The 25210-nt window shown below is 54.4% G+C and carries 20 protein-coding genes; 8 read left to right on the top strand and 12 right to left on the bottom strand.

Annotation, left to right across the window (positions count from 1 at the left end; genetic code table 11):
• Positions 1–56: 56 nt before the first annotated feature.
• The 3 genes from CLV58_RS06365 to recQ all read right to left on the bottom strand — a co-directional run bounded on the left by CLV58_RS06365 (position 57) and on the right by recQ (position 4828).
• A complete protein-coding gene (locus CLV58_RS06365; RefSeq protein ID WP_106136946.1) occupies positions 57–1268 on the bottom strand; it encodes a lytic transglycosylase domain-containing protein in 1212 nt (403 codons plus the stop codon).
• 161 nt (positions 1269–1429) lie between these two features.
• The gene (locus CLV58_RS06360) at positions 1430–2512 is read right to left on the bottom strand and encodes a lytic transglycosylase domain-containing protein (protein WP_245882235.1); all 1083 of its coding nucleotides are present in this window, start codon (positions 2510–2512) and stop codon (positions 1430–1432) included.
• A 159-nt stretch (positions 2513–2671) separates the two neighbouring features.
• Positions 2672–4828 carry a DNA helicase RecQ gene (recQ, locus tag CLV58_RS06355; protein ID WP_106136945.1) on the bottom strand — a complete coding sequence of 719 codons (2157 nt, stop codon included), beginning with the start codon at positions 4826–4828 and terminating at the stop codon, positions 2672–2674.
• A 165-nt stretch (positions 4829–4993) separates the two neighbouring features.
• Here recQ and CLV58_RS06350 point away from each other — a divergent pair, with 165 nt between their 5' ends.
• The gene (locus tag CLV58_RS06350) at positions 4994–5440 is read left to right on the top strand and encodes a hypothetical protein (protein ID WP_146141378.1); all 447 of its coding nucleotides are present in this window, start codon (positions 4994–4996) and stop codon (positions 5438–5440) included.
• A gap of 108 nt (positions 5441–5548) precedes the next feature.
• On the opposite strand, the gene CLV58_RS06345 is transcribed toward CLV58_RS06350, so the two are convergent.
• Positions 5549–6643, bottom strand: coding sequence for a catalase family protein (locus CLV58_RS06345; RefSeq protein WP_106136943.1), 1095 nt, complete (start codon positions 6641–6643; stop codon positions 5549–5551).
• 101 nt (positions 6644–6744) lie between these two features.
• Positions 6745–7848, bottom strand: coding sequence for an SMP-30/gluconolactonase/LRE family protein (locus CLV58_RS06340; protein ID WP_106136942.1), 1104 nt, complete (start codon positions 7846–7848; stop codon positions 6745–6747).
• 105 nt (positions 7849–7953) lie between these two features.
• On the opposite strand from CLV58_RS06340, the gene CLV58_RS06335 reads away from it, so the two are divergent.
• Complete coding sequence (locus CLV58_RS06335; protein WP_106136941.1) at positions 7954–8343, top strand: VOC family protein; 390 nt, start codon at positions 7954–7956, stop codon at positions 8341–8343.
• Between the two features lie 1054 nt (positions 8344–9397).
• On the opposite strand, the gene CLV58_RS06320 is transcribed toward CLV58_RS06335, so the two are convergent.
• Positions 9398–9898: a GbsR/MarR family transcriptional regulator gene (locus CLV58_RS06320; protein ID WP_106136938.1), complete on the bottom strand. Its 501-nt coding sequence runs from the start codon at positions 9896–9898 to the stop codon at positions 9398–9400.
• Between the two features lie 78 nt (positions 9899–9976).
• Positions 9977–10639, bottom strand: a complete 663-nt coding sequence (locus CLV58_RS06315; RefSeq protein WP_106136937.1) for a peptidoglycan DD-metalloendopeptidase family protein — start codon at positions 10637–10639, stop codon at positions 9977–9979.
• A gap of 127 nt (positions 10640–10766) precedes the next feature.
• Here CLV58_RS06315 and CLV58_RS06310 point away from each other — a divergent pair, with 127 nt between their 5' ends.
• On the top strand, positions 10767–12263 hold the full coding sequence (locus CLV58_RS06310; protein WP_106136936.1) for a peptide MFS transporter: 1497 nt from the start codon (positions 10767–10769) through the stop codon (positions 12261–12263).
• A 3-nt stretch (positions 12264–12266) separates the two neighbouring features.
• Positions 12267–13163: an Rpn family recombination-promoting nuclease/putative transposase gene (locus tag CLV58_RS06305; protein WP_106136935.1), complete on the top strand. Its 897-nt coding sequence runs from the start codon at positions 12267–12269 to the stop codon at positions 13161–13163.
• Positions 13164–13170: 7 nt separating this feature from the next.
• Here CLV58_RS06305 and CLV58_RS06300 read toward each other — a convergent pair whose 3' ends face one another.
• The 5 genes from CLV58_RS06300 to CLV58_RS06280 form a co-directional block, all read right to left on the bottom strand.
• A complete protein-coding gene (locus tag CLV58_RS06300; RefSeq protein ID WP_106136934.1) occupies positions 13171–13506 on the bottom strand; it encodes a translation initiation factor in 336 nt (111 codons plus the stop codon).
• An 89-nt stretch (positions 13507–13595) separates the two neighbouring features.
• Positions 13596–14396 carry a LytR/AlgR family response regulator transcription factor gene (locus CLV58_RS06295; RefSeq protein WP_106136933.1) on the bottom strand — a complete coding sequence of 267 codons (801 nt, stop codon included), beginning with the start codon at positions 14394–14396 and terminating at the stop codon, positions 13596–13598.
• Between the two features lie 4 nt (positions 14397–14400).
• Positions 14401–15891 carry a histidine kinase gene (locus CLV58_RS06290; RefSeq protein ID WP_106136932.1) on the bottom strand — a complete coding sequence of 497 codons (1491 nt, stop codon included), beginning with the start codon at positions 15889–15891 and terminating at the stop codon, positions 14401–14403.
• A gap of 114 nt (positions 15892–16005) precedes the next feature.
• The gene (locus CLV58_RS06285) at positions 16006–16659 is read right to left on the bottom strand and encodes a hypothetical protein (protein ID WP_106136931.1); all 654 of its coding nucleotides are present in this window, start codon (positions 16657–16659) and stop codon (positions 16006–16008) included.
• 108 nt (positions 16660–16767) lie between these two features.
• The gene (locus CLV58_RS06280; RefSeq protein ID WP_106136930.1) at positions 16768–18960 is read right to left on the bottom strand and encodes a TonB-dependent receptor; all 2193 of its coding nucleotides are present in this window, start codon (positions 18958–18960) and stop codon (positions 16768–16770) included.
• Positions 18961–19070: 110 nt separating this feature from the next.
• On the opposite strand from CLV58_RS06280, the gene CLV58_RS06275 reads away from it, so the two are divergent.
• The 4 genes from CLV58_RS06275 (at position 19071) to CLV58_RS06260 (ending at position 25134) form a co-directional block, all read left to right on the top strand.
• Entirely contained in the window at positions 19071–19721 is a 651-nt protein-coding gene (locus CLV58_RS06275) for a GNAT family N-acetyltransferase (protein WP_106136929.1), read from the top strand.
• A 172-nt stretch (positions 19722–19893) separates the two neighbouring features.
• A complete protein-coding gene (cmk, locus tag CLV58_RS06270) occupies positions 19894–20616 on the top strand; it encodes a (d)CMP kinase (protein ID WP_106136928.1) in 723 nt (240 codons plus the stop codon).
• A 3-nt stretch (positions 20617–20619) separates the two neighbouring features.
• Positions 20620–21672, top strand: a complete 1053-nt coding sequence (locus CLV58_RS06265) for an NAD(P)/FAD-dependent oxidoreductase (protein WP_106136927.1) — start codon at positions 20620–20622, stop codon at positions 21670–21672.
• Between the two features lie 186 nt (positions 21673–21858).
• Positions 21859–25134, top strand: coding sequence for a TolB-like translocation protein (locus CLV58_RS06260; protein ID WP_106136926.1), 3276 nt, complete (start codon positions 21859–21861; stop codon positions 25132–25134).
• Positions 25135–25210 lie beyond the last annotated feature (76 nt).

The raw sequence follows: 25210 nt of genomic DNA, 5'->3' as shown, positions 1-25210 counted from the left end.
AACCTATGGACAACAGCGGCTATTTTGGGTTTAGTTCGACAAATCCATTTATTGATCTACAAGCTCTTCCACGTCAATATCCAGCCGACGCGCACCTGGTCAATATCGGGTATTTCAACCCCCAGCCGCCCGGTAGCCGCGTCGACTGCTGCCAGTGAGAGATCGTAGGTATGGTGCTCGCTGGCTGAATACACTTTGTCGGCCCGGAGATAGATCCGGTGGGTTTTGGGATCGACGTCTTCCACAATCGCGTAGAGCATGTCGCCTTCGGAAACAGGCTGTCCGTCGACTATACCAGCACGGGTCAGGTTAAACACCCAGGTTTGGCCGCGTTCCAGGTTGGCCGATTGATGCAGGCGGGTGCGGATACCCTCCCGGAACACGGCGGCTGCGTTAGGCAACGGAATATCCGCTAGTCGATTTCCGGTGACCGGCACATCAACGGGTTCGTTAACGGCTACTTCCGTCGCTTCGTCGAGTATCTGAACGGGTATTAGTGCGTCATCATCTGAAAAATCGACTGCACCGTCGAGGGGTCGGCGCAGGCTTGCCAGCACCCGGTCCGGGATAAAGCCTTCGTACAGGTGTGAGTTGGAGAACAGCTCTTTGAACGCCAGAATGCGATAAAGGTACTTGCCGGTTTCAGCGTTGAGTCGCAGGTAGTAGTAATCGCGTTGCTGCTGCCGGCGAATGTTGCTCAGTAAGGCACCGATGCCATTGTTGTAGGCGGCAGCCGCCAGTGTCCAGGTGCCGAGCCGATCGTGCAGGTACGTGAGGTAGCGACAGGCCGCTTCGGTCGACTTGGCGAGGTTTTTTCGCTCGTCCCGACCGGGGTGTACACTCAGACCCAGTTCGCGGGCCGTACCGGGCATAAACTGCCAGTAGCCAACGGCTCCCCTCGGAGACACGGCGAAACCCTGCAACGCGCTCTCGACCAATGGCAAGTACTTAAAGTCGACTGGTATATTGTGGCGGGCCAGAATCGGTTCGATAACCGGAAAGAACTTGGAAGCCCGTTGCCGCATCAAAAACAGGTAATCGTTGTGCTTCGTGTTACGGGCCAGGGCTGACACCAGCCGTCTGGCGACTACTTCTTCGTGCAGAGGAACCGATTCACCGCAAAAATAAACGGGAGGAAGGGCTGCCAGGCCAGGACCAGTAACATACGGGATAGTCGCTGAACGCACCGGCCTGGACACCAGCGAGGATACAGCCGGGGCCGATAGTAACAGGCCTGCCGTCAATGACAGGGTAAGCAAGTAACTCATTCGGTTAAATACGTGTACGGTATACTATTATGACTAGTCAAGTAACACGGGGTAACAAATAGGATGCCTGCATTTAGTAATTGATTACGCTTCTGCTGAAAAGCAAAAAAATAAACCCACAACATCGCTGCTGTGGGTTCGGTATAAAACGAATTGAACAGTTAAATCCAGTCCCAGAAGTGGAGCGGACGAACACCGCCGGAGGCTTTTTTACGCAGGAAGCGGGGACGTCGGAAACGCAATACCGTCAGTCCCATCATGACTTTACGAATCGGTAACTCGGTGTTCTGCTCGTCGATGCCGTTCGTTTCGGTGCGCAAGGATAATGCCGATTCCAGCCATTGCCGCGTGTCAGACGGCGCTTTCGTCAGCGCTGTATTGGGGCGAGGGCCCCAGGTTGGATCGATGGCATCGTCGTCGACCAGTTCGATAGTGGGCGAATCCTTGATCTTGCGTGGCACGGCGAGTGGTTTGTGCCAGCTGGGCAACGGTTTGATCAGTTGCTCCATCGTTGAGTTTTTAAGCATCAGCGCATACTGACGCGGGTTACTGAGCAGCTCTTTGTAGGCCAGCACGCGAAATAGGTAGTGGCTGGTCTCACGGTGTAGGCGGAGTCGGTAATAGTTGGCGTGTTTCTGCTTCGCCATCGTCTTCTGAACGTGGGTAATGCCGGCATTGTAGGCAGCCGCTACCAGTGTCCAGGAACCCAGTTCCCTATACAGTTTGTGCAGGTGATGGCAAACCGCAATCGTCGCCTTTTCCAGGTTGTACCGTTCGTCTGTTTTGCCCGATACGGTCAGGCCCAGTTCGCGGGCCGTGCCGGGCATCAGCTGCCAGTAGCCCGACGCGCCTTTGGGCGACACGCAATCGTTGACGAGTTCACTTTCCGCCAATGGTAGAAAACGGAAATCGCGGGGAATTTTATACTTGCGCAGGATAGGATCGATGACCGGAAAGAACTGGGAAGCCCGTTGGCGAAGGGAAAATAAACATTCCTGCTGAGCCCCGTACGTCCGAAGTACCTGCACCCAGCGTCGGGCGACGCGGGGTTCGCTAACGGGTAATTCTTCACCGCAGAAGTAAACGGGAAACACCCGTTGTGTTGAGTCTGTGACCAGTAAGGCGGGGTTATCAAGTTCGTTGCCGACCGGCTGAATGCGGTTGGTGTCCGGCCTAAAAAACGGCCCTGTCATAGCTGGCGTCAGCGACGTGAGCAGCAGTGAAATACTAATTTCCTGAATCAAATTTATGGGTATTTGGTGTAACGTATACAGACAGTAAAACCCGTCCTTTGGAACGGGCCTGGCTGCAATTCAATAACGAATGTCGTTGATAGTCTGGTATATAGCAAGCGTCTGCGTCGGGAGTTATCTAACGGTACCGGTGCTATAGTTATACGATAGTTAGCCTTCCTGTTCCATCAGACCCAGCGCGAGGGCTATTTTGGCGTAGTCGTAGCGGCCGTTCAGGTAGTCGAAAATAGGCTTGGTTCGGCCCTCTTCCACACCCACTTCCCGAATGGCTTTTTCGATGTCGCGCCGGTCGATTGGGTCGATTAGCGAAGCCAGGTCGATGTCGTAGCCGGAGCGCGCTAACTGCACCAGATGGCTGGCAATCGAGCTGCTTTTGAGGTTTCGCTCAGCCGCAATCTCATCAATCGTCAACCCCTGATTAAAGAGATCGAGCGTTTGTAACTGCGTTGATCCACGGGGTTTTTCGCCCGCCTGCACCCGCCCCCGGACGTAGCCCGTAATGACGTTGAGAAACTGCCGGCCGAAGAGTTGCAGCTTCCGTTCACCAACCCCGCTGACGTTGCGCAGAGCGTCGGGCGTGGTGGGTTTCTGCCGGGCCATGTCTTCCAGCGTCGTGTCGGTGAAAATGACATACGGCGGCACGTTCTGCTCATCGGCCAGTTGCTTGCGCAGGGTACGCAGTTGCTCGAATAGTTCGTCGCGGTTGACCTCGGTTCTGGTTTTTGGTTTTTCGGCCGGTACAGGCTTCGGCGCATCGTCGGGCCGGACAAGGTCGATCTTACGGTTGCCTTTTAATACCGGGTCGGCCAGAATACCCCGGCGCAGGGCGTAGTGCTGATCGTACGCTACTTCGATAACGCCAATGTTAATAAGCTGATGAATGTAATTGCGCCATTCGTCGAACCGAAGATCGCGACCCGCGCCGTAGGTTTTGATCTGATCGTAACCACCCTGCATAACCGCCTGACTCCGGGAGCCGCGCAGAATGTCGATCAGCAGGTTTATCGGTACGCGCTCGCCCGTGCGGACCATGGCCGATAAGGCCTTCTGGGCCAGTATCGTGCCGTCGAACGTAACGCGTGGGTCGCGGCAAACGTCGCAGTTACCGCATGGCTCGGGTAAGTCTTCCGAGAAATAGGAGAGCAGGATCTGCCGGCGGCAGGTGTGCGCATCGGCATACTGCTGCATCCGTTCCAGCTTGGCCAGTTGCAGACCGAGGTTTGCCGGATTGTTTTCGGATAGCATGTCCTTGTACGTCGCTACGTCGGCGAAGCTGTAAAACAACACCGTTTGCGCATCGGCACCATCACGCCCCGCCCGACCGATCTCCTGGTAGAAGCTCTCGATGTTTTTGGGCATGTTGTAATGAATTACCCAGCGGACGTTCGACTTATCGATGCCCATCCCGAAGGCAATCGTTGCGCACATAATCCGGACATCGTCGCGCAGAAAGGCTTCCTGCGTACGGGCGCGGTCGCCGGGGTCCATTTTCGCGTGGTAAAATGCAGCGTTGAAGCCTTTCTCCTGCAACTTGGCCGCCAGCGATTCGGTCGACTTACGGCTCAGGCAATAGATGATCCCCGAGGTGTCGGGCTTCTGTTGCAGCAGCTTGATGATCTGCTGAACACGATTCTGCCCCGGCATCACCTTCAGGCTGAGGTTGGTCCGGTTAAACGACGAAATAAACACCGCCGGGTCGACCATGCCGAGCCGGGTGGCGATATCGGCGCGGGTCAGTTTGTCGGCCGTTGCGGTGAGGGCAATGGTCGGTACGTTGGGAAACTGCTCTTTCAGCACGTGCAACTGCGTGTATTCCGGGCGGAAGTCGTGCCCCCACGAGGAAATACAGTGCGCTTCGTCGATGGCGAAAAGCGAAAGGTTCGCGTGTTTGAGAAACTCGAAGAACGCTTCGGTCAGCAGTTTTTCAGGGGAGACGTACAGTAGTTTGAGCTTTCCCTTCAGGCAGTCGTCTTCGATGGCATGCTGCTCGCGGCTGGTTTGCGTACTGTTGTAATATGCGGCCTGGATACCGTTCATATGCAGTGCGCCAACCTGGTCTTTCATCAGGGCAATCAGGGGCGAAACGACAACGGTCAGGCCGGGCAGCATCAGCGCCGGAATCTGAAAGCAAACGGATTTGCCCCCACCCGTCGGCATCAGTACGACCGTATCCCGACCAGAAACGATGGAGTTGACAATGGCCTCCTGCATGGGCCGGAAGTTGTCGTAGCCGTAGTAGCGTTTGAGGTAATCGGCGGGTGTGTTGAGGGTCGTCGTGGCCGACCCCGGTGCGTCGGTGAGCAGCATAGGGCAATCGAATGAATCTATCAAATTTACGAAAAAAGCACGAGATACCGGTCGTTTTCCGGTTGAGTCCGCTACGCAGGTTTAATGGCTAATTAATTGACATTCACGAAAAAATAAACATCATTGCTGCTGCTTAGTCCAGTTCTCACCCAATCTGACAAAACCATGAAAGCACTCGTTCGATTCCCTGTTTTGCTCGGCTTGCTATGCCTTTGTCTGAGTACGTTAGCCCAAACGCCCGCTACCGGTACCATGTCGGTCAACGACCGCATGGCGAAAGCACGGGCGGCCAAAGCAGCCAAGCGCGACGCGGCCAATGCCACGGCTGCCATGCCGCCATCGGAAGCGAAGGCAAAGAAAGAAATGAAGCTGGATGATGCGTCGGCCAAGAAAGCGGCCAAGGCAGAAACAAAGTCAGCCAAGGAAGGAGCGATGGCCGGTAAAGAAGCCATGAAGGAGGAAAAGGCAACCCCCGCCGACTACAAAGCGCCCGTCGACAAGTCGATGAAAGGGCCGAACGGGGAAGCCGTAATGACCGGCCCACGGGGTGGCAAATTTTACATCAACAAGAAAGGCAATAAAGTGTACCTTCGCGGTCAGAAAGGTTCTTGAGTATCGTAGTTAATAAAGCAGGAAGAATGTTGGTTTGCACGGCTTCTTTCCGCACAAAAAAACACCGGGTTTCGCCCGGTGTTTTCTGTATCTATCCGTGTTGAGCGACTACTTCTGCTCGTCTGGATTCTCCACTTTTCCATACATGCTCCGGCGGAACTCGGCTGAGGCTTTGTACGGCGCTTTGCGCGCCCGCTGAATGGACCCCAGCGGCCGGTGCGCGGCCAGACCGTGCCACGGGCTGAAGTACATCTTGTCTTCAACAACGGCCACGTTCTCAGCCGCCCACGCATCCTGCGGTTGAAACGTCACTTTGCCGACAGTGAGATAGGGACTTTCATCCTCGGGCCACTCCACCGACGCGTCTTCGACCGGCATCTTTTCAATGTCTGTCGATAGTTGTACGCCGAATTCCCACTCGCCCCCGTTGGTGGCGAAAAAGTCTTTCAGCAGATGGCGAAGGGCGTCTTTATCGCTATCGACGTCGATGTCCTGCCCTTTCAGCGAGGTCAGGTTGGGTGATACGGGCGTCAGCGCAAATTTGGCCATGTAATCGCCGTACAGATAAGCACCCTGCGAATAATACGTGTCGCCCATCGGATGTCTGGCTAGCTGTCCGCCCATACCCGCCATTACGCCCTCATCGGAGCCAGTCACGGATTCAACGACTTCACCAGCCGCGCGTAACGTTTTGGAGAATACCTCCTTGAACCCTTCAGCTTTGTTGGTTAGTGCATCGAACCGTTTGAGTCCGCTCAGGAAATCTTTTAACTTCTGCGGGAAAACAGGGCTGTTCACCACAATGAAATCCTGCGTTGTCGACTCATCGGCGCCGGGTAAGTGTTCGCCTTCTACGCCCAGTACTTTAAATGAAATACCACGGGGTGTCGATACGCTGTCGGGTAGCACGTCGCCTGGCTGGGTAGAGATACGGGCGATGATCGCGTATTTGCCGGGCTTCGCGAAAAAGCCCTGCGCCAGGTAAGGAGGCAGGTTGTCGTACACGTCCAGCTCACCTTTCAAAATGGCGTGGCTTTTGGCGTGTACACTCCGGATGGCATGGCCTTGCGATTGATACGTCTTGCGCTGAATCTCGGCCATCGTATCCATAATTTCCTGGATTGTCTCGGCTTCGTCGGGTTCGGGTTGTTCGTAGGCAGGGTCGTAACGTAGCGGCTTGAAATCAGCGGGCGCTTGTGGCATGAGTACGTTTCTGGTTTTGTTTATCACTAAACCAACAGCCGGGCCTGAAGTCACTCGATCTTTATCGAATGACACAGGCCCGGCTGACGTACCAGAGCGACTTACTTCAAATCGATGTACGACATCGTATGTATCTGATCGGCTTTCTTGTTGACGAAGTGCTTTTCCGGTTTGTCGAAGTCGGTGATGTACAGTCGATTACCTTTCAGCAGAACCTCGGCGGGCTGATCGACCCGGCCGTCTTTACCATCGGTATCAGGGTTCTGTACCAGGGTGCTGACCGTTCCATTCGGATCAACGACCTGAATAGCGTTGGTGCGGGAATTACAGACGTATAGCTTGTCGGTCCGGCGGTCGACAATCAGGCCGTCGACGCAGCTAATGGGCGTACTGACCTTCACGGTTTCTTTCGATGCCAGTGTACCATCTGGTTTGAGCGTCAGTTTATAAAGCGTGCCGTCGCCAAACGAACCGGTGTAGAAGTTGCCCTTGCTGTCGTAGTCCAGCCCGTCGGCTCCGTTGTCGACGCCGGTTTCGTTAACGGTAGTTGTAAACGTTGCCAGCACGTGCGGGTCCATCGTCTTCGGTTTTAGCGAAACGGTACCTTTATTCAATTCGTCCAGCTTGAAGTGAAAAACGGCACTGCCCTTGTCGTTGTCGGGCATGTCCCACTGACTGTCTGTCAGATAAATGGTGTTGCCTTTCCAGACTACGGCGTTGGCTAGTCCGAAGTTAACGACGACCGGTTCGATTTTACCCGGCTTGCCGTTTTGCATCGTAATCCGCATCAGCCGTGACTTATAGTCTTTGCTATTTTCGTACTGATTTTCGGCATAATACAGATTTCCGTCCGGACCGAAAGCGAGGTCCATCGGTGCAGCGTGTTTTGTATCGGGCTGTGGCGGTAGTGTGGTAAACAGCTGAACTGAGTCGGCCGCAAACTTCACGATGACACCGGGATAGGTGTTGTTCGCCAGGTTCGGAACCGACAGATAGATCGAACTATCGGGGCCAATGGCCAGGCCGTCGGGGGTGTTGTACTGGGCTGCCAGCGTGTACAGCAGTTTCGGATCACCGATCGTCGCTACCGTCTGGGCCGACGTGTCGGTTTCATTGCCAGCGGAGGTGCTGTCGCTGTTTTCTTTTTTCTGGCAGCTGGTGACCAGGCTAAGACTGAGCAGGGCCGGAATCAGGAATTGTTTCATTGTGTATCGTTGAGTAAGAACCGATTGCCTAACCGGCTGCCCACCGTAAATGTTGTAAAGCATAGCTAGCGGGAACTGCCCGGAGGAAGGCGGTGTCTTTTCGGCATGAGTCAACACATTGGTCAGCTGGCATTGCTCGTCCACGATTATGACGAGGCCATTGCGTTTTACACGCAGAAACTGTCGTTCGATTTACTGGAAGACACCCGCCTGAGTGCTACCAAACGATGGGTGCGCGTAGCCCCACGGGGTAGCGCCGGTTTCAGCCTGTTGCTGGCCCACGCCGATTCCGACGAGCAACGCAGCCGGGTTGGTAATCAGACGGGCGGACGCGTTTTTCTGTTTCTGTACACCGACGATTTCTGGCGTGATTACAATGCCATGCGGGCAGCGGGCGTGCTGTTTTCCCGAGATCCAGTCGAGGAGCCTTACGGAACCGTCGCGGTCTTTGCCGATTTGTATGGTAACCTCTGGGACATGATTCAGCCAATGTAGATCTAAACGGTTTCAAAAACCGTTTAGGGTTATTTGTGGTAGTGGCCTGACTGCGTTGACTGATACTATTTTGTGAATGGTATAAGCGGTTGATGTCTGCGGGGGTTGTCAGTACAGATGACAAGCCAATCATTTTGTACAGTTCAAGCTGGCATTTTAGACTATTGAACCGTTTCCCTTAGTTGCTTCCTAGAAGAGGGGCCACTACGAACAGCCATAGGAAATAAATAGTCAACCCGCCCCCAATAGTAAAGGCAACCCAGGATAGTATTCGGTGCTGTTTGTGGGGGTAAACCATCATTCCATACCCAATCAGAAAAGGGCCGGCCAGTAGAAATACATAGTAGATAAGCCACCAAGTCCAGTCTGGTGGGATCGTGCTACGAGAAATGAACAGGTAAAGCGCGTAGACTAAGGGAGAAAGCAAAACAAGTAAACTGAATAAGGGCAGAAAATTGGTTCGCTGCATGGTGTTTATTAGCATAAGCTGTTGAGTAATAGATTGCTGATCAACGGACGGCATACCTGCCGAACAAAAAAAAACCACTCAGGCTCTGCGCGATCAGCCCTATAATCACATAGATTAAAAAATCGTCGTGTGGCTGGAGTAAGGCGTGAAGGATAAGCCAGACAAGCAACGCTGCCGTATGCGCGACTAGCCAGCCAATAAATGTATCCGTGTAGTCTTTCTTGAAAATGAGCGGAATCGTAAATGAATTGATCAACTGACCAACGTGATAGGCGAGTAGGAGAGGTAAGTTGCCAGTAGCGAGCCCCCACCTCAGCCATATGTACACCGTTAGTGGCAACGTAAGGAGATACCAGGCAGGATACCTGGCTGACGAATATTGGTTGAAGAATATGTAGTAGCCTATTGTCAGCAGAAGGGGTAAAAGTAGTATAGCTACATAACCTGTTGGGAGACTCAACACAAGCGCTACAACCGGACCAAACACCCAAGTACAGTAAATGCATTGCTGCTCTTCTGATAAAGAAACTATGTTTTTCATGATTTTAAAATTTCAGAAATTATTGAAATATAGTAACAAAAAAATTAACGGAATACTTTTAGAAACTGGCTCATCAGCCAGTTCTCTTCAGCCTTGATAACCGCGTTAAGCGTGTTATCGGCAAAACCGACGACATTACTCAGACCCGTCATAACGCGCTGAAATTCCTGCGCTTCGGGCGTATCGGTAGGAATGTTTTTAAGCTCGTTCAGGACCTCGACAACCGGGGTGATCTCACGACGACGGCGTTCCTTTGCCACCTGCCGGGCCACTTTCCAGATGTCTTTTTCCGCCCAGAAAAATTCTTTGCGTTCACCCGGTTTAAGCTGCTTTGAGATCAGGCCCCAGTCCATCAGGTCGCGCAAGGTCATGCTGGCGTTGCCGCGTGAAATCTGAAGCTGCTCCATGATCTCCTCCGTGCTCATGGGGTTGGGCGAAATCAGCAATAGCGCGTGTAGCTGCGCCATCGACCGACTGATGCCCCATTGGGTTGCCAGCGTCCCCCAGGTATGAATAAATGTATCTTTTGCCTCCTCAAATGTCATGATCCAAATGTAAATCTCTCTTCTAAACTTTCAAAATATTTTGAAAGTTTAGAAGAGAGATTGTGATTAAATGGTAGCCTATTGCGACAAACCCGGAATGTGCAATAACTGATTCGGGTCGGGGCAGATCGATAGATAGTATGCGCGGTCGGTAAGGGAGCAGACGCCGGGAAAGTCGCCCCGATGGCCGAACATGTCCGTCATCAGCTGGAAATGCAGGTGCGGGGGCCAGTCGCCGTTCTCCGGGTAGGGGCCAATCTCGGCCAGTTTGTCGCCCGCCCGAACCGGTTTCCCTTCGTATAACCCATCGAGCGATGAGCGGGTTAGGTGGCCGTACAAACTGTACAGCGGTTTACCCTCATAGGTGTGCTCAAGAATGATGGTTGGCCCGTAGTCGCCGAAGTTGGCGTTGTCCTGAAAACTGTGAACGACACCGTCCAGGGGCGAAAACACCGGCGTTCCCGCGTCAGCCCACAGGTCGATGCCCAAATGGATTTCGCGTGGTGATTGCGTGGCCTGCTGAAAATGTGGGCTACGGCGGTAGATAACCCGGTGCTCATTATAACCACCCACCCCGACGCGCGCGCCTGCTGCCCGCAGCGTACCAAACACATAATCGGTAAAAGCGGCCGTGTTCGTCAGGTCAAGGGGTGGTTGGCGGTTAGGGGCGAGATCGGGGTTTGTGGCTGAAAAATCCAGGATGAGAAACGGGTCCGTTGAGAAATCGAAGGGAAGCAGCATAGCAGCCGATTGGTTACGCACGCAAGTTAGTTGCCGGATTGACAGCACGTGGGTATCTTTACCGTTCCTTTTCAGGTAAATCGGCCAAATTATCTTCGGTTTGCCCTTTTCTACTACGATAAACTACATGGAATCAACAGTTGCGAAACCGATTACCCGCACGGGGCATCCCACCGGCCTGTACGTGCTTTTTTTTACGGAGATGTGGGAGCGGTTCAGCTATTACGGGATGCGGGCTATTCTGCTCCTTTTTCTGCTCGACAATGTACGGGGCGGTATGGGCCTCACGGCAAGTGAAGGTGCTGCCATTTACGGTATCTACACGGCTTCGGTTTACCTGCTGTCGCTACCCGGTGGCTGGGTTGCCGACAACCTGATCGGGCAGCGGAAGTCGATCTGGTACGGCGGCATCATCATCATGCTGGGGCATATTATTCTAGCTTTTCCGGCGGGTCAGTCGCTGTTTTTCCTGGGTCTGACCGTCGTGGCGCTCGGAACCGGATTGCTCAAGCCGAATATCAGCACACTTGTGGGTGAGCTGTATCCCGAAGGGGGCGCCCGTCGCGACGCGGCTTTCTCGATCTTTTACATGGGGATCAACATCGGCTCGTTTCTGGGGATTACCGTTGTCGGCTACCTGGGCCAGAAAGTAGGCTGGCACTATGGTTTCGGAGCGGCCGCCGTCGGTATGGGACTCGGTCTGATTACGTTCTGGCTACTGGGTCAGAAGCACCTGAGTCAGATCGGTAACGAACCGCGCAAGTCAGAAACGGCGGATGCTACGGCAGCTGGTGGGAATAAGTCATTGCTTGTTTTTCTGGCCGGCCTGGTCGCGGTTTTTGTGGTTTTGCAGTTGACGGGTGTACTCGATCTAACCACGGCCCAGGGACTGGCGAAGGCGATGGGAGCCATTATCTCGCTGGTTGCCATCAGCTACTTCGTCTACATTCTGGTGGCCGGTGGGCTGGATAGCGTTGAGAAGAAGCGGGTCGTTGTGCTGTTCGTATTCTTATTGGCGTCGGCTGCGTACTGGGCTGGTAACGAGCAGCAGGGGTCGTCGCTGCAAATCTTCGCCGATCGCTACACCGACCTGACACTCTTTGGCTGGCAGATGCCGTCGAGCTGGTTTCAGAACCTGAACCCTGCCTTTATCGTCATTTTCTCGCCCGTGCTGGCATCGTTGTGGGTTTATCTGGCCAATCGTAAGGTCAATTACTCGGTTCCGGCCAAGATGGCAACGAGTCTGTTACTGTTGGGACTGGCCTACATCATCATGGTCTTTGCCGCTAAAATTGCGGTGTCGGGTGAACGCACGTCGCCAATCTATCTGGGCGGGACTTATTTACTGTTTACGCTGGCTGAGCTGTTTCTGAGTCCGGTCGGGCTGAGCTCGTTTTCCAAGCTGGCACCGAAGCGCTATGCCAGTCAGCTGATGGGCCTGTGGTTTGTCGGGACGTCGCTGGGCAACCTGGTTGCCGGTCTGTTCGCCGGCGGCTTCGATGAAGAGAATGTGGCCCAGATGCCGCAGTTGTTCCTGAGCGTCGTTTATTTCAGCCTGGGCTTTGGTGCGCTGCTGCTGCTCTTTTCGGGCAAACTCAAAAAGTGGATGGGTGGTATTGAGTAACCAATGAACAATCCGCACGACAAGTTATTCAAAGCTGCGTTTTCGCAACCGGATGTCGTCGCTTCGCTGATCGAATCGCTATTTCCGGCTGCGTTACGACAGGCCATCCGGCTCGATTCGCTGGTGCTGACAACGAATTCGTACATTGATGACGAACTCAATGAGCATTTTGCCGATCTGGTCTACGATTGTCTGCTGGACGACGGCATGCCTGTTCAGATTGCTTTGTTACTGGAGCACAAAAGTTATACGGTAGCGCATCCGCATCTACAGTTGATGCGCTACCTATTGAATCGCTGGCAACAGGATGTCGAGCACGGTCAGAAGCTGACGCCGGTAATTCCGGTACTGATCTACCACGGCACCGACACCTGGCAGCACCTACCATTTGCTGCGTCGCTATTGGGCATGAATGCGCTGGTTAAGCCGTTCTTTCCCGAATTCGACTACTTGCTGGTCAATTTGACTGCGCTTAGTGATAAGCAGATCTTCACGTTCCGAAACCGATTTCTGACGGTATCGGCTGCGCTGATGAAGCATCGGCAGGATAAGCAGTTTGCCGATTATATTCGTCAGAATATACAGCGACTGATGCAGGGTATCGCCGTTGATGAACTAATGTCGGTGGTTTTGCCGACGTTCCTGTACCTGCTCGAAACGACGAACTTGACTGGTTCAGACATTGTCTTTATCTTTAGTACAGTATCCAAAGAAACCGAAGAAGCTGCCATGAATGGAGCCGATCAACTACGAATGGAAGGACGCGTGGAAATAAACCGCAAACTTGTCAAAGGTGCGCTCAAGCTGGGTATGGATGCCGAAACAATCGCCGATACGTTTGAGATGGACCTTGCTGAAGTCCTGTCGCTGATTGAACAGGTGCGGCAGGAGAAACCCTGACCGCCGGTCAGCCGCCCGCTTTCTTTGCTTTATAGCCTTTGCCGGTGAGCCACGTCAGTACTTTGTCGCGGTGGTCGCCCTGAATCAGAATTTCGCCGTCTTTTACTGAGCCGCCTGTTCCGCAGGCGGCTTTTAGCTGTTTACCCAGATCGGCCAGGTCTGCGTCGGTGCCGATGAACTCCCGCACGGCCGTAACCACTTTGCTACCCCCCAGCTTGACCAGCCAGATTTTAAGGTTTTGCTGGGCCGGTGCCAATGTGTCGACGTCCGGCATATTATCAGCCTGATACTGGAAATCAGGATTCGTCGAGTAGACAACGCCCGACCGATTTTTCTTGCTCATACTGGTAAAGGTATACGGTTTTCAGTTTACGGTATTCGGTGATCCGCAAGTAATTCACCGTAAACCGGCTCCTGAAAACCGTATACCGCTTATAAGTCGAGTAGCTGCCGTACGGTGTCGCTATAGGTGGTACCGGTGGTTAGACGAGTCGCTTTTTTGTCGCCCATAACCAGTTGGAACTTGCCGTCGAAATGTTTGTGAGCCTCGCTGATTTTCTGCCGGTTAATCATCGCTGAGCGGCTGACGCGCACAAACGTGTCGGGTAATTTCTCACTCAGGGTTGTCAGGGTGTAGGACGTCAGAAATTTCTGCCCGTCGGTCGTCGCGAGAAAGACGTACTTGTCTTCGGCTTCAAAATAAACGATGTCGGACAGGGGGATGAGCCGGATCTTGTCGCCCATCTTCACCGAAATCGAGTAAATCTCTTTTTTGGGTTGCATCTGCGCCAGCAGGCGCATTACGTTTTCGGTAGCCATGGGCAGCGCAGTCGATTCGTTGGCAGCATTATGCGACGTGGTACTGCGTTCGGCCATAGATCGGATTTTCTGGGCCGTGCGGGCCAGCCGGTCGGCTTCGATTGGCTTGAGCAGGTAGTCGACCGAATTTTCTTCGAAGGCGCGGATGGCGTACTGATCGAAGGCGGTGGCAAAGACGACCAGCGGCATCGTGTTGACGCGTGACAGCATTTCAAACCCGTTCAGCAAGGGCATTTCAATGTCCAGAAAAACCAGGTCGGGCTGGGTGGTTTCGATCATCGATAAGCCTTCTGCACCGTTGGCGGCATCGCCGATAATGGTAAATACGTCACGGTGTTTGTCGAGGAGTCGACGTAGTCGATTGATGGCGAGTGGTTCGTCGTCGATGAGGAGGGTCGTAAGGGGGAGTTTCATAAAACTAGGCCGGTGTTGGCCGGGTAGGGGATGCGGTACCGACCGGGGGCGTATTGATACGGTCCAGCCGGATCGAGATAAGGACTTGCTTGAGCGGAAAATTCTGAAACTCAACGCTGGCATCGTCGCCGTAGAGCAGGTTCAGTTTGTCCTGGATGCTGCGCAGGCCGTAGCCGCCCCCCATATCGTCGGGAAAAGCAGGGCCGTTGTCGTGTACGCAAAGATGCAGATAATCGGCTTTTTCGTAAATCCGCACGTCGATCCGGCCCGACTCCGCCCGCTTGGCAATACCGTGTTTGATGGCATTTTCGACGATGGGTTGTAGCAGGAACTGCGGTAGCCGCAACGAAGTCAACGCATCGTTGCTGATGTCGACGGTGAAGGTTAGTCGGTTGCCGAAGCGTACTTTTTCGACCTGTAGGTAGGTGCGTACCATTTCCAGTTCGTCGGCCAGCGATGCAAACAGTTCACCGTCGCGCCCGGTCGAATACCGAAACAGCTTCGACAGCAGCAGCGTCATTTCCTCCGCCTTGTCGGGATCGTCGTGAACCAGGCTAGCAATGCTGTTGAGGGCGTTGTACAGGAAATGCGGGTTGATTTTCGCCTGTAGCGCGTCGAGTTCAGCACGGGTTTTCAGCTGTTCCAGATTGAGCAACTGGAATTCCTGCTCGGAGAGCTTGCGTGTCATTTGTCGACCCTGTTGCAGGATGTATAAGAAAAAGTTGGCAACCAGCAGATCACCGACCACGTAGCAATACCACGGCGCGTTGACGTAGGCTTCTTCGGAACGCTTTCGCAGTTCGTCGATACTGGGTTTGCCAATCAGGAAGTAGATTCCGGTGTTGACGATAAAGAAACTGACTAGTACGACTAAAGTGATAATTAAATGCCGTTTCCAGGGTTTGGCAACGTGTCGCGCCAGCCAGATCGACATGGCCCAGACCAGCAGAAACATAACTATGCCGTCGGACAGGTTTTGTACGATCAGGAAGCGGTATAACCCGACCAGTACCGGGTCTTTCGCCGTGACAATCAGGTTGGTGAAAAAGACAACCGCGTTACAGCCGTAGATGAGCAGTGCGCCCAGTAAGGCCCCGATCATAAGACCCCAGCCGGGCTTTTGCAGAATAGTGGTCAGCGTAATCGGCTCGGCGGGTAGCTTCTTCAGTGACTGGTGCCCCTGGCCCACGGAGTAATTCAGCGAAGCGCCTTCCATATTGGCCCCCGTGAGCTTGGTATCCGACAGACCACAGAAGTTCAGGTTTGCTCCGTACAAGTCGGCGTCGGTAAGGTCAGCTCCGCTTAGGTTGGCGTAGCGGAGGTCGGCCTGCCGCAAAATAGCACCCCGAAAATTGGCCCGTCGCAGGTCGGCGAACCGGAAATCAGCCTGCGTCAGATCGAGCCCGCTGAAATCGAAGCCAACCAGCTCGCCGGCTTTCATTGTCAGCCGCCGACCGTTTTTGCCAAGCGTATCGATAAGTTGTTCGCGGGTCATAAGTCGGTTTACGATTTTCGGTTTTCAGGATACAGTGTTCGGTAACGTATGTTGGGCATGCAGATAAACTGTGAACCGTATACCGAACACTGTAAGCCGTATACCGGCTTGCTGCTATTTACACTTCGCCAGCAGGGGTTCGACCTGCTGCTTGCCCCAGCCGGGGGCAAATTCACTGGCTGGCTTGAAGGTCGCGAATTTTTCCATCGCCTGCTTCAGCACCGGACAGGCTTTGTCGGCACCACCGCCAAACTGGGCGGGCGTGTACATCAGCGACGACCCTTCGAGTACATAGGGACGTGGGTTGGCCGGGTTCATGGCTTTGGCCTGCTCGATACCCGACTGAAACAGGGGGCCGTACTGCTGCCAGCGATTCATTGGGTCGACGATCATGCGCGACTGCGCAATGTATGCTTTCAGAACCGCCAGTTCGTCGTTTTTGGGCGAGATGGCTTCGGCAGCTTTCAGGTTCACGTCCGCCTGATCGAGGTACTTGTCTTTCTCGGCCTGATCTTTTCCCATAAACCCGAGGTACACGTAGTTCAAGCCGGCGTAGTAACGAGGCAACCATTCGCCGGATTCTACGGTGGCGATTCGTTCAAACTGGTTGGCTACAGTCAGCAGGTCGGTTGCTGAAGGCTGACCACGAAAGTTGTTCATGGCCGTCAGGGCGTCGGTCATCGCCTGTTTGTACTGGGGCGACTGGGCCAGTGTGGGGGTAGTTATACCCAACAGGGCTGTAAGCAGAGTGATGACAAGAGTTTTCATTTGGCTTTGCGAAGAAAGAAATAAGATGTGAGAAGAAAGATGAGAGAAGAAAGAAGGTAAGCGGCCGCTGCCGGGGAGGTCAGCCGCTGTTGGTGAGTATGAGGTCCATTATAATTGCCGCACGTCGACCTTGGCTTTGCGCGACAGCATGACGATGCCACCGACGAAAAAGCTGCGGTACGAGGCCGGACCGACGGCGTACCGAGTCGGCGCGCTGCCGTCGTTGCGATTGGGGGTGTACAGATAGGTGTAGACATTACGGGTGTTCAGCATATTGTCGACGCTGGCGTAGAGGATCGTCAGATTCTTACCGATGTGCGTCAGGTGACTGGCTGAAAAGCTCAGGTTCGTCACGGCTGGTGTGCGGTCAGCGAGAAAGGTCGGGTTGGTTGGGTTGTAGTACGGGCGGCCTGTGCTGATCGTATACGTGAGTCCCACGTTCGTGCTGATTTTCTCGAAATACCGTTTGCCGATCAGTGCGATGTTATGATTTGAGATGAACGATGGCGTGGCCAGTGTCGGAAATTGCTGGAAGAGCCGCTTCGAATCGACAAAACTGTACGTAATCCAGTAGTCCAGCCCTTTGATGGTTTGCTGATCGCGCCAGAACAGGTCGAACCCTTTGGCGTAGCCGTAGCCCGTATTGTTGGTCTGGCCCCAGGGGAATCGATACGGGTTTGCGTCGTAGGGACCGAGCGTGCCGTTGGGACCGGTGAACTCCCGGACGAGCTGCGCGTAGTTTTTGTAATACGTCTCGATGCGAAACGTACGCTTGTTACGAATGATCTGGTAATTCAAAATCAGATGGTCGGCCCGTTCGTAGTTCAGACTCGTATTGCGGTATAAGTAGCGGGCATCGGGTGTCTGATAGAACTGTCCGTAAGCCAGCGATACCTGGCTGTACAGGCCAGTTTTGTAGGCCATCGATACGCGGGGGGCCAGGTTAAAGCGGTTGAGTACCGACGAATATTCGCCCCGAATACCCGACTGAATAGCCAGCTTCCGGCCTGCGTATACCTGCGATTCGAAAAATACGGCCCCATAGGTGTCGACCAGCGAGTACGGCGTACCGGCTATCGCATTGCGGTAGGTCACCCGACTGCCTTCGGTGCCGAACAATAGCTGATTGCCGAGTTTGCCGCCGAGTGACCGTGTCAGCATGGCCCGACCCTGTAAACGATCGGTGCCCCGCCCGAAATCCAATGTGCCGTAGGTCGTTGCGTCGACGTCATGGCTATACGACAGCCCCGACATCAGTTGCCAGTTACCGTTGGCCCATCTATCAGTGTACGTGCTGGTGACGAAGATATTGGTGTTCCGCTGGTTGAATGCCGTTTTACCCGTTTCGCTGCTGGGATCGACGAAGTTCATGCCGACCACACTGTTGGAATACATACCGTAAAATTTTAGCATGCCCGTTTTGCTGGGTTGTAAGCGATATGTCAGCGAGCCGCCACCCAGCTCTGGCACGTGTGTCCAGTCGACGTTTTGCGGTACCAGAGCGAACAGAGGTTTCAGGTTGCCGTAGTAGCCCGTTGCCGAAATCGATGCGTTGCGGGTGGCGTGGTCGTACGTCAGGCCGGCGTTGGCCAGGTTTACGCTGATACCCAGTCCCTCGTTTTGATTCTGATCGGTGGTGTTCAGCAGCAGTACGCTCGATAGGGCCTGTCCATACTGGGCTGAGTAGCCGCCCGTGCTGAAGGAAGTGCCTTTGAACATGAATGGCTGAAATCGTCCCCGCGACTGGAGATTGGGCGACTGACTGAAGAATGGGTTCTGCACGATCATGCCGTCGATGACGATCTTGGCTTCTTCGCCCGAACCGCCCCGTACGAACAGACCGTTTTGTTCGCCTACCCGTTGGGCACCGGGCAGTAGGTTCATCACGGAAGTAATGTCGGCACCGCCCCCGGCCGTCGTCACGATGTCCATCGGTTTGAGCATTGTCATGCGTTTCGAGTCGGAGGCTTCGAACACACCGGCCGTTACAACGACGGTATTCAATTCGTTGGCCAGTTCATTCAGCCGAACGCTGATGGGGTTTGGGCCGATGGTAATTTTCTGACGGGTTGGTTCGTAGCCAATATACGAGACAACGAGAGTAGCCGTATCTTTCCGGCTGGTACTGAACCGAAACGCGCCGGTGCTGTCGGTGCTGGTGCCATCGTAGGTACCGCGCAGCATCACGTTGGCACCCGGCAGGCCGTGTCCGTTGTGGTCGGTAATGCGTCCGGTGAGTACAGTTTGTGCCGATGCGCTGACGGTGAGCAGACAAGTGAGAAGTAGCGCGATCCAGTTCATGAGCGGGTGTGTTTTGCCTTGATGGATCAAAGGTGAGCTGTTGCGGTGCCGGACACTCGTCTTTTCCGACCAACCCCGCCAGATGTGGTGTGAATGGTCGTATATTCCCGATGAAATTTTTTAGCGCCCGACGACGGAATATTGGCGCGCCGGCCGTCAACATTTACGAGCGACAATTGTTTAGTACCTATACCCCAGACCTGACCTTGATCGCTATCTCGACCACCTTTCAACTAACCCGATGTCGCCTGCGCCCCTGGCGCGAAGGCGATGAAGATACGCTGTCCTATTACGCCAGTAACCGGCTAATCTGGAACAACGTCCGCGACTTTTTTCCGTACCCGTACACCCCCCGCGATGCGCACTCGTGGGTGCGGTCGAACAAGTCGTACCAGCAACCCAACAACTTTGCGGTGGAGATCGACGGGAAGGCGGTGGGCAACATCGGCTTCACCGTAAAAGACGACATCTACCGGTACAATGCCGAGATCGGTTATTGGCTGGGCGAGCCGTTTTGGGGGCAGGGTATCATGAGCGAGGCTGTGCCGGTACTGACGCAGTATATCTTCGAAAACTTTCAGGTCAACCGGGTATTTGCCTGCGTGCTGGAAGGCAACCGGGGGTCGATGCGGGTGCTGGAGTCGGCTGGTTTCTATCCCGAAGCCGTACTGCGTCAGGCAGCCGTGAAAAACAATCAGTATCTCGACGAACACATTTTTGCCATGACCAAGGCCGACTACCTGACCCGCCGGAACGGGTAATCGGTTTGGCCTATCGGGTGTTTTGTGGTTATTTTTGCCCTGGAAGGACGTGTAAGGTATAACGACCAATGGTCAATGGTGCGGGCAATGTATACGCTTGATCGGGCTCCATCGAACCTTAGACGACAACCCATAAACGCAATAATCTCCCGCTTCGGCGGATTAGTCTGTCATGCCGAAGATCGTCATTGCCATTGATGGCTACTCAAGCTGCGGAAAAAGTACGACCGCCAAAGCCGTAGCTGCCCGAATGGGATACGCATATATCGACACAGGGGCCATGTACCGGGCCGTCAGCCTGTTTTTTAGCCGCGAGCACGTCTCACTCTCCAACACGAATGAGGTGCTGGCCGCGCTCGACAACATTCATATCACGTTCAATTTCAACACGCGCACGGGTAAAAACGAAACCTGCCTGAATGGGCTGAACGTGGAAGAAGAAATCCGGACGATGTTTATCTCCAACATCGTCAGCGAAGTAAGCGCGATTCCTGAAGTGCGCTGGGCCATGGTTGCGCAGCAGCAGAAGATGGGCCGGAAACGGGGCGTCGTGATGGATGGCCGCGACATCGGCACCAAAGTATTTCCCGATGCCGAAGTCAAAGTGTTCATGACCGCCGACGTGGAAACCCGCGCCCGGCGTCGGCAGCAGGAGTTGCTCGGCAAGGGCGAAATGGTCAACCTCGGCGCGATCATCGAAAATCTCGAAAAGCGCGACCGGATCGACAGCACTCGGTCAGAGAGCCCGCTGGTGCAGGCCCCCGATGCCGTGCTGCTCGATACGTCGCACATGGCCATCGAAGAGCAGATCGAATGGGTAATCGAACAGGCCGATAAGCGGCTGGCCCAGATTCACCGGCAGGGCCGGACGCACCGGAAAGCGGTAAACGGCTAGTTCATGACCATCGATTACCTGATTGTCGGGCAGGGCGTGGCCGGATCGGTGCTGGCCTGGACCCTCGATCAGCGCGGCTGCTCAGTCGTGCTAACCAATGACCCCGCTACACCGGCAGCCTCGGCCGTAGCCGCCGGTATCGTCAATCCGCTGACGGGTCGTAAGCTGGTACAGACCTGGAAGGCGGCTGAGCTGTTTCCGTTTCTACACCAGTTTTACAGCGGTATCGAAGACGAACTTGGCGTTCGTTTCTTTCATCCCGAGACGATCTACCGGCCGTATCGCTCGGAGACCGAAAAGAACAACTACCTGACTTACACGGCCGACCCCGCCATTCGTCCCTACATCGACCCTTCGATCAATGACGAGAGCTATGCGCTGTACATTGAAAATCCATTTGGTGGGTTGACGGTAGGGCAGGCCGGCTGGGTCGATCTGACGGAGTTCGGTCGGCTGATCAAGGGCTATTTCATCCGCAAGAATCAGTACTACGAAGGTCGTGTGCCGGTCGACGAGTTGTTGCTGACCGAGTCATCGGTAATCTGGAACGGTGTACGTTTCGGCAAGGTCATCTTCTGCGATGGCGTACAGGCGACCGAAAATCCGCTGTTCAACTGGTTACCGTACAGCCCGGTGAAGGGGCAACTGCTAACGGCCATGGTCGAGAACTACCCCGTAACGTCCATCGTCAACCAGGGCATATTCGTGCTGCCCGTGCGGCCCGGCCTGATCCGGATTGGTGCTACGTATAGCTGGGATGATCTCGACTGGCAAACAACCGCCGATGCTCGTACGTTTCTGGAAGAGAAAGCGCGGGCCTTGCTGAAAATTCCGTTCGAAGTGGTTGGGCAGCAGGCCGGTATCCGACCGTCCAGTAAAGATCGGCGGCCATTTATCGGTATCCATCCCGACCAGCCCGCCGTCGGTATTTTTGGGGGAATGGGCACCAAAGGCGTATCGCTCTCACCCTATCTGGCCGAGCAGTTTGCCCGTTACCTGCTCGACGGTGAAGAAATCGACGCTGAAGCGAATATTACCCGTTGCCTTTCGTTATAATCACGTTACTTTGACTACGGTTTTTTTTGACAGGATTACAGGATGAACAGGATTTGTTTTCTTATACGTATGAACATTCTGTAGTAGTGTTGGGGATGTCATTCCAAACCTGACACTACTGCTTGAATGAATCCTGTCCATCCTGTAATCCTGTCTGAATAATCTGTTGGCTACTCGTTGTATCGTATGCGAAATCACTACTTGGTACTGCTGAGCCTATGGCTGGGGACGGCGGGAATTGCGCTGGGCCAAAACTACCCGTCTCAGGAGCGGTTTGGGAAAAACCGGATTCAATACCAGCATTTCGACTGGAAGATCGTTCGTACCGCGAACTTCGAGATCTATTACTACCAAGACGGTACGCAGCTCGCTAATCTGACAGCGCAGTATGCGGAGTCGGAGTTTGATCGCGTAACGGAACTGCTTGGTTATACGCCATACAATCGGGTCAAGATTTTTCTCTTCAACTCCCCGCAGGAACTGGCGCAGAGTAATATCGGCATCAACACGCAGGGTGGCCTGAGCAGTCGCGAACTCAACCTGTCCAAGTCGCGTATCGAACTGGCCTTCACTGGCGACCAGGTTAGCTTCCGGCGGCAGGTCGTTCGCGACATCGCCATGTTGTTCGTATATGATATGCTATACGGCGGTAGCTTGAAAGACGCGCTTCAGAATTCGCTGCTGCTGACGTTGCCCGACTGGTTTATGCCCGGCATCGCTGCGTATATAGCCGACGGAAACAGCCTCGAACTGGACGACTATATGCGCGACGTGAGTCAGACCCGGTCCGTTAAAAAACCGTCGAACCTGACAGGCTACGAAGCCGAACGGGTTGGGCAATCGATCTGGAATTACATCGTGCAACGGTATGGGCGCGATAATGTGTCCAATATCCTGAATCTGACACGAATCATTCGTAACGAGCAGCGCAGTATTTCCAGCACACTGGGTATTCCGTACAGCCGTTTCCTGCGCGAGTGGAATGAATACTACGCCGGTATGGCGAATACAGTCGGGCAGTCGTTTCGCCCGGCATCCGACGATTTTCAGGTAAAGGTCAGCTCCGACGCCGGCAATCCGGCCCTGCGTAGCCTGAAGCTGAGTAAAGACAAGCAGTACATTGCATACTCGACCCTGCGCGATGGTAAGTTTGCCGTGGAGGTTGTGAATACGGCCAACCGGAAAAAGACGACGATCCTGACCGGTGGTTACCGGCTCGACGGCCAATCCATGGCCCGCACCGCGACACCGCTGGTAACCTGGCAGCGCGATAACAACCTGATCGTATTGACAGAAGAAGAAGGAGAGACGCGTCTGTATCGATTCAGCAATTTCGAGAAGAAACCCAAGCGCGATTTCCGCCGGACGGTCAATGGCTTGTCACAGGTGGTGTCGGTCGATGCGTCGGACGACGGAGGGAGTCTGATTCTGAGTGCTGACCGGCAGGGACAGAACGATCTCTTCCTGTACAGTATAAACCGGGGGTCGTACCAGCAACTGACCAACGACCTGTATGACGATACCTATCCGACGTTCATCGGCCGCACGGCCCGTCAGATCGTATTCAGTTCAAACCGGCGGCAGGATACATTGGGCCTAGACAAGGGAAGCTATCGCGACACCCGTGACCAGATGAGCCTGTTCACCCACGAAGGCAGTGCCCGCGATAAGTCACTCACCCGCCTGACCGACTCGCTTCTGAATGCAACGCAGCCGATTCCGGCCAGCGAAACGGTGTTCTACTTCCTAAGTGATGCATCGGGTGTGCGTAATCTGTACCGGCTCAACACGGAATCCGGCTCGCCGGTGCAACTGACATCGTTGCCCGAGAGCATTCGCCTGTACGATCTCATCCCGGAAAGCGGGGGATTTGTTTACAGTAGTCAGCGTAACGGGCAAGAGTATATCGGCTATCGGGCACAGGCGAATCTGACGCAAGCCGTTACGGCGGCACTCACACCGCGTGCGGCCAGCTTACGGACGTTGCAAAATCGGACGGCTACCCGGCCCACCACCGCTGTACGACAGGATACGACGGCTGCCCGACCCTCAGGAGCCGATACCGCTGTTGCGAAGGCCGATACGGTACAACCCGTATCAACAACAGGCTTGGCACTGGGGCCCGGTGAAGTCGACACCGACAATTATAAGTTCGACGCTGATGTTCTGAAAGCTGCGGAGTCACGGCAACGGCGGTCAGTAGGGGTTGGCAGCACGCTTACGCAAACGATACCAACGCTCCGTACGCGACGCCGGGAAAATATCACGATCCGGGGACCGTTTCCGTACAGAGGCATCTTCGGCGTTACCGACGCGGTGTCGAACTGGCGTGTCGATCCAGTGCGGGGCTTCGGTTTCGAGCAGGATGTCACGCTTACCGACATGCTCGAAAACCATGTGCTGCGTGGTGGTATATTTATTACAACGACCTTACGTAACAGCAACCTGTTTGCCGAATACACCAACCTGACCAATCGCATCGATTACGGTATCCGGGTTGATCGGCAGACGCTGGCCGTCGATGGGGGCGGGTTGAATCAGCGGAACCGCTACAACCGCGTCGCGCTGACGGCCTCGTACCCGATCTCGGTAACGACCCGCTTCACCGTATCGCCCTTCTACGCAATCACCCGCCTGATTGATCTGACTTCGTTTTCGGAGGGCGACAACACCTCTGATTTTGCCGGTTTGCGGGCGGAGGCTGTCTTCGACAACACGAAATCACTGGGTATGAACCTGCTGGTCGGTACGCGGGCTAAACTGCGCTTTGAGGAGTACGCAGGAATTCGCTCATCGGCAGAAGGGTTCCGTCGGCTAACGCTCGATCTCCGGCATTACCAGCGTATTCACCGGGACATGATTCTGGCCGCTCGTCTGTCGATCAGTCAGTCGGGTGGTCCGGCACCGAAGGCCAGTATTCTGGGTGGGATGGAAAACTGGATTGGTACGGCGGGGGCGATCAAAGAGCAAACAGCAAATAACCCCCTGTTGATTCCGAATCAGGTAGGAGCCAACATTCCGTTCGACTACCGTAGTATTTTCTTCGCTGACTTTGCCGCACCGTTGCGGGGTTTCCGGTTGGGAAAGCTGGTCGGTACGAGTCACATGCTCCTCAATGCCGAACTCCGGTTGCCTCTGGTGAAGTACCTATATAAAGGTAACGTAACGTCGAACTTCCTGCGTAACCTGCAACTGGTGGCTTTTACCGACATTGGTACGGCCTGGACCGGACCGGGCCCGTTTAGTCAGCAGAATAGTTTGAATACGGAAGTAGTAGGAGGGGGGACAATTCCCTTCCGGGCTACGGTAACCAACTTCAAAAACCCATTCCTGATTGGTTACGGCGCGGGGGCTCGAACGGTGCTGTTTGGTTACTTCGTCAAGTTCGATTACGCCTGGGGACTGGAAAATAAAGTAGTTGGTAGCCCGATTGCTTACCTGACACTAGGGTACGATTTTTAGCGCGTTCTCCCGTTCGTATAGAAAAGCTACCCGCCTTGGGTAGCTTTTTTTGTGTCTAATAATTTGAGCCTGATGT

Source organism: Spirosoma oryzae (assembly GCF_003002825.1).
GTDB lineage: Bacteria > Bacteroidota > Bacteroidia > Cytophagales > Spirosomataceae > Spirosoma > Spirosoma oryzae.
Note: the sequence above shows the minus strand (reverse complement) of the source record. Positions and strands in the feature narration are given on the sequence as shown.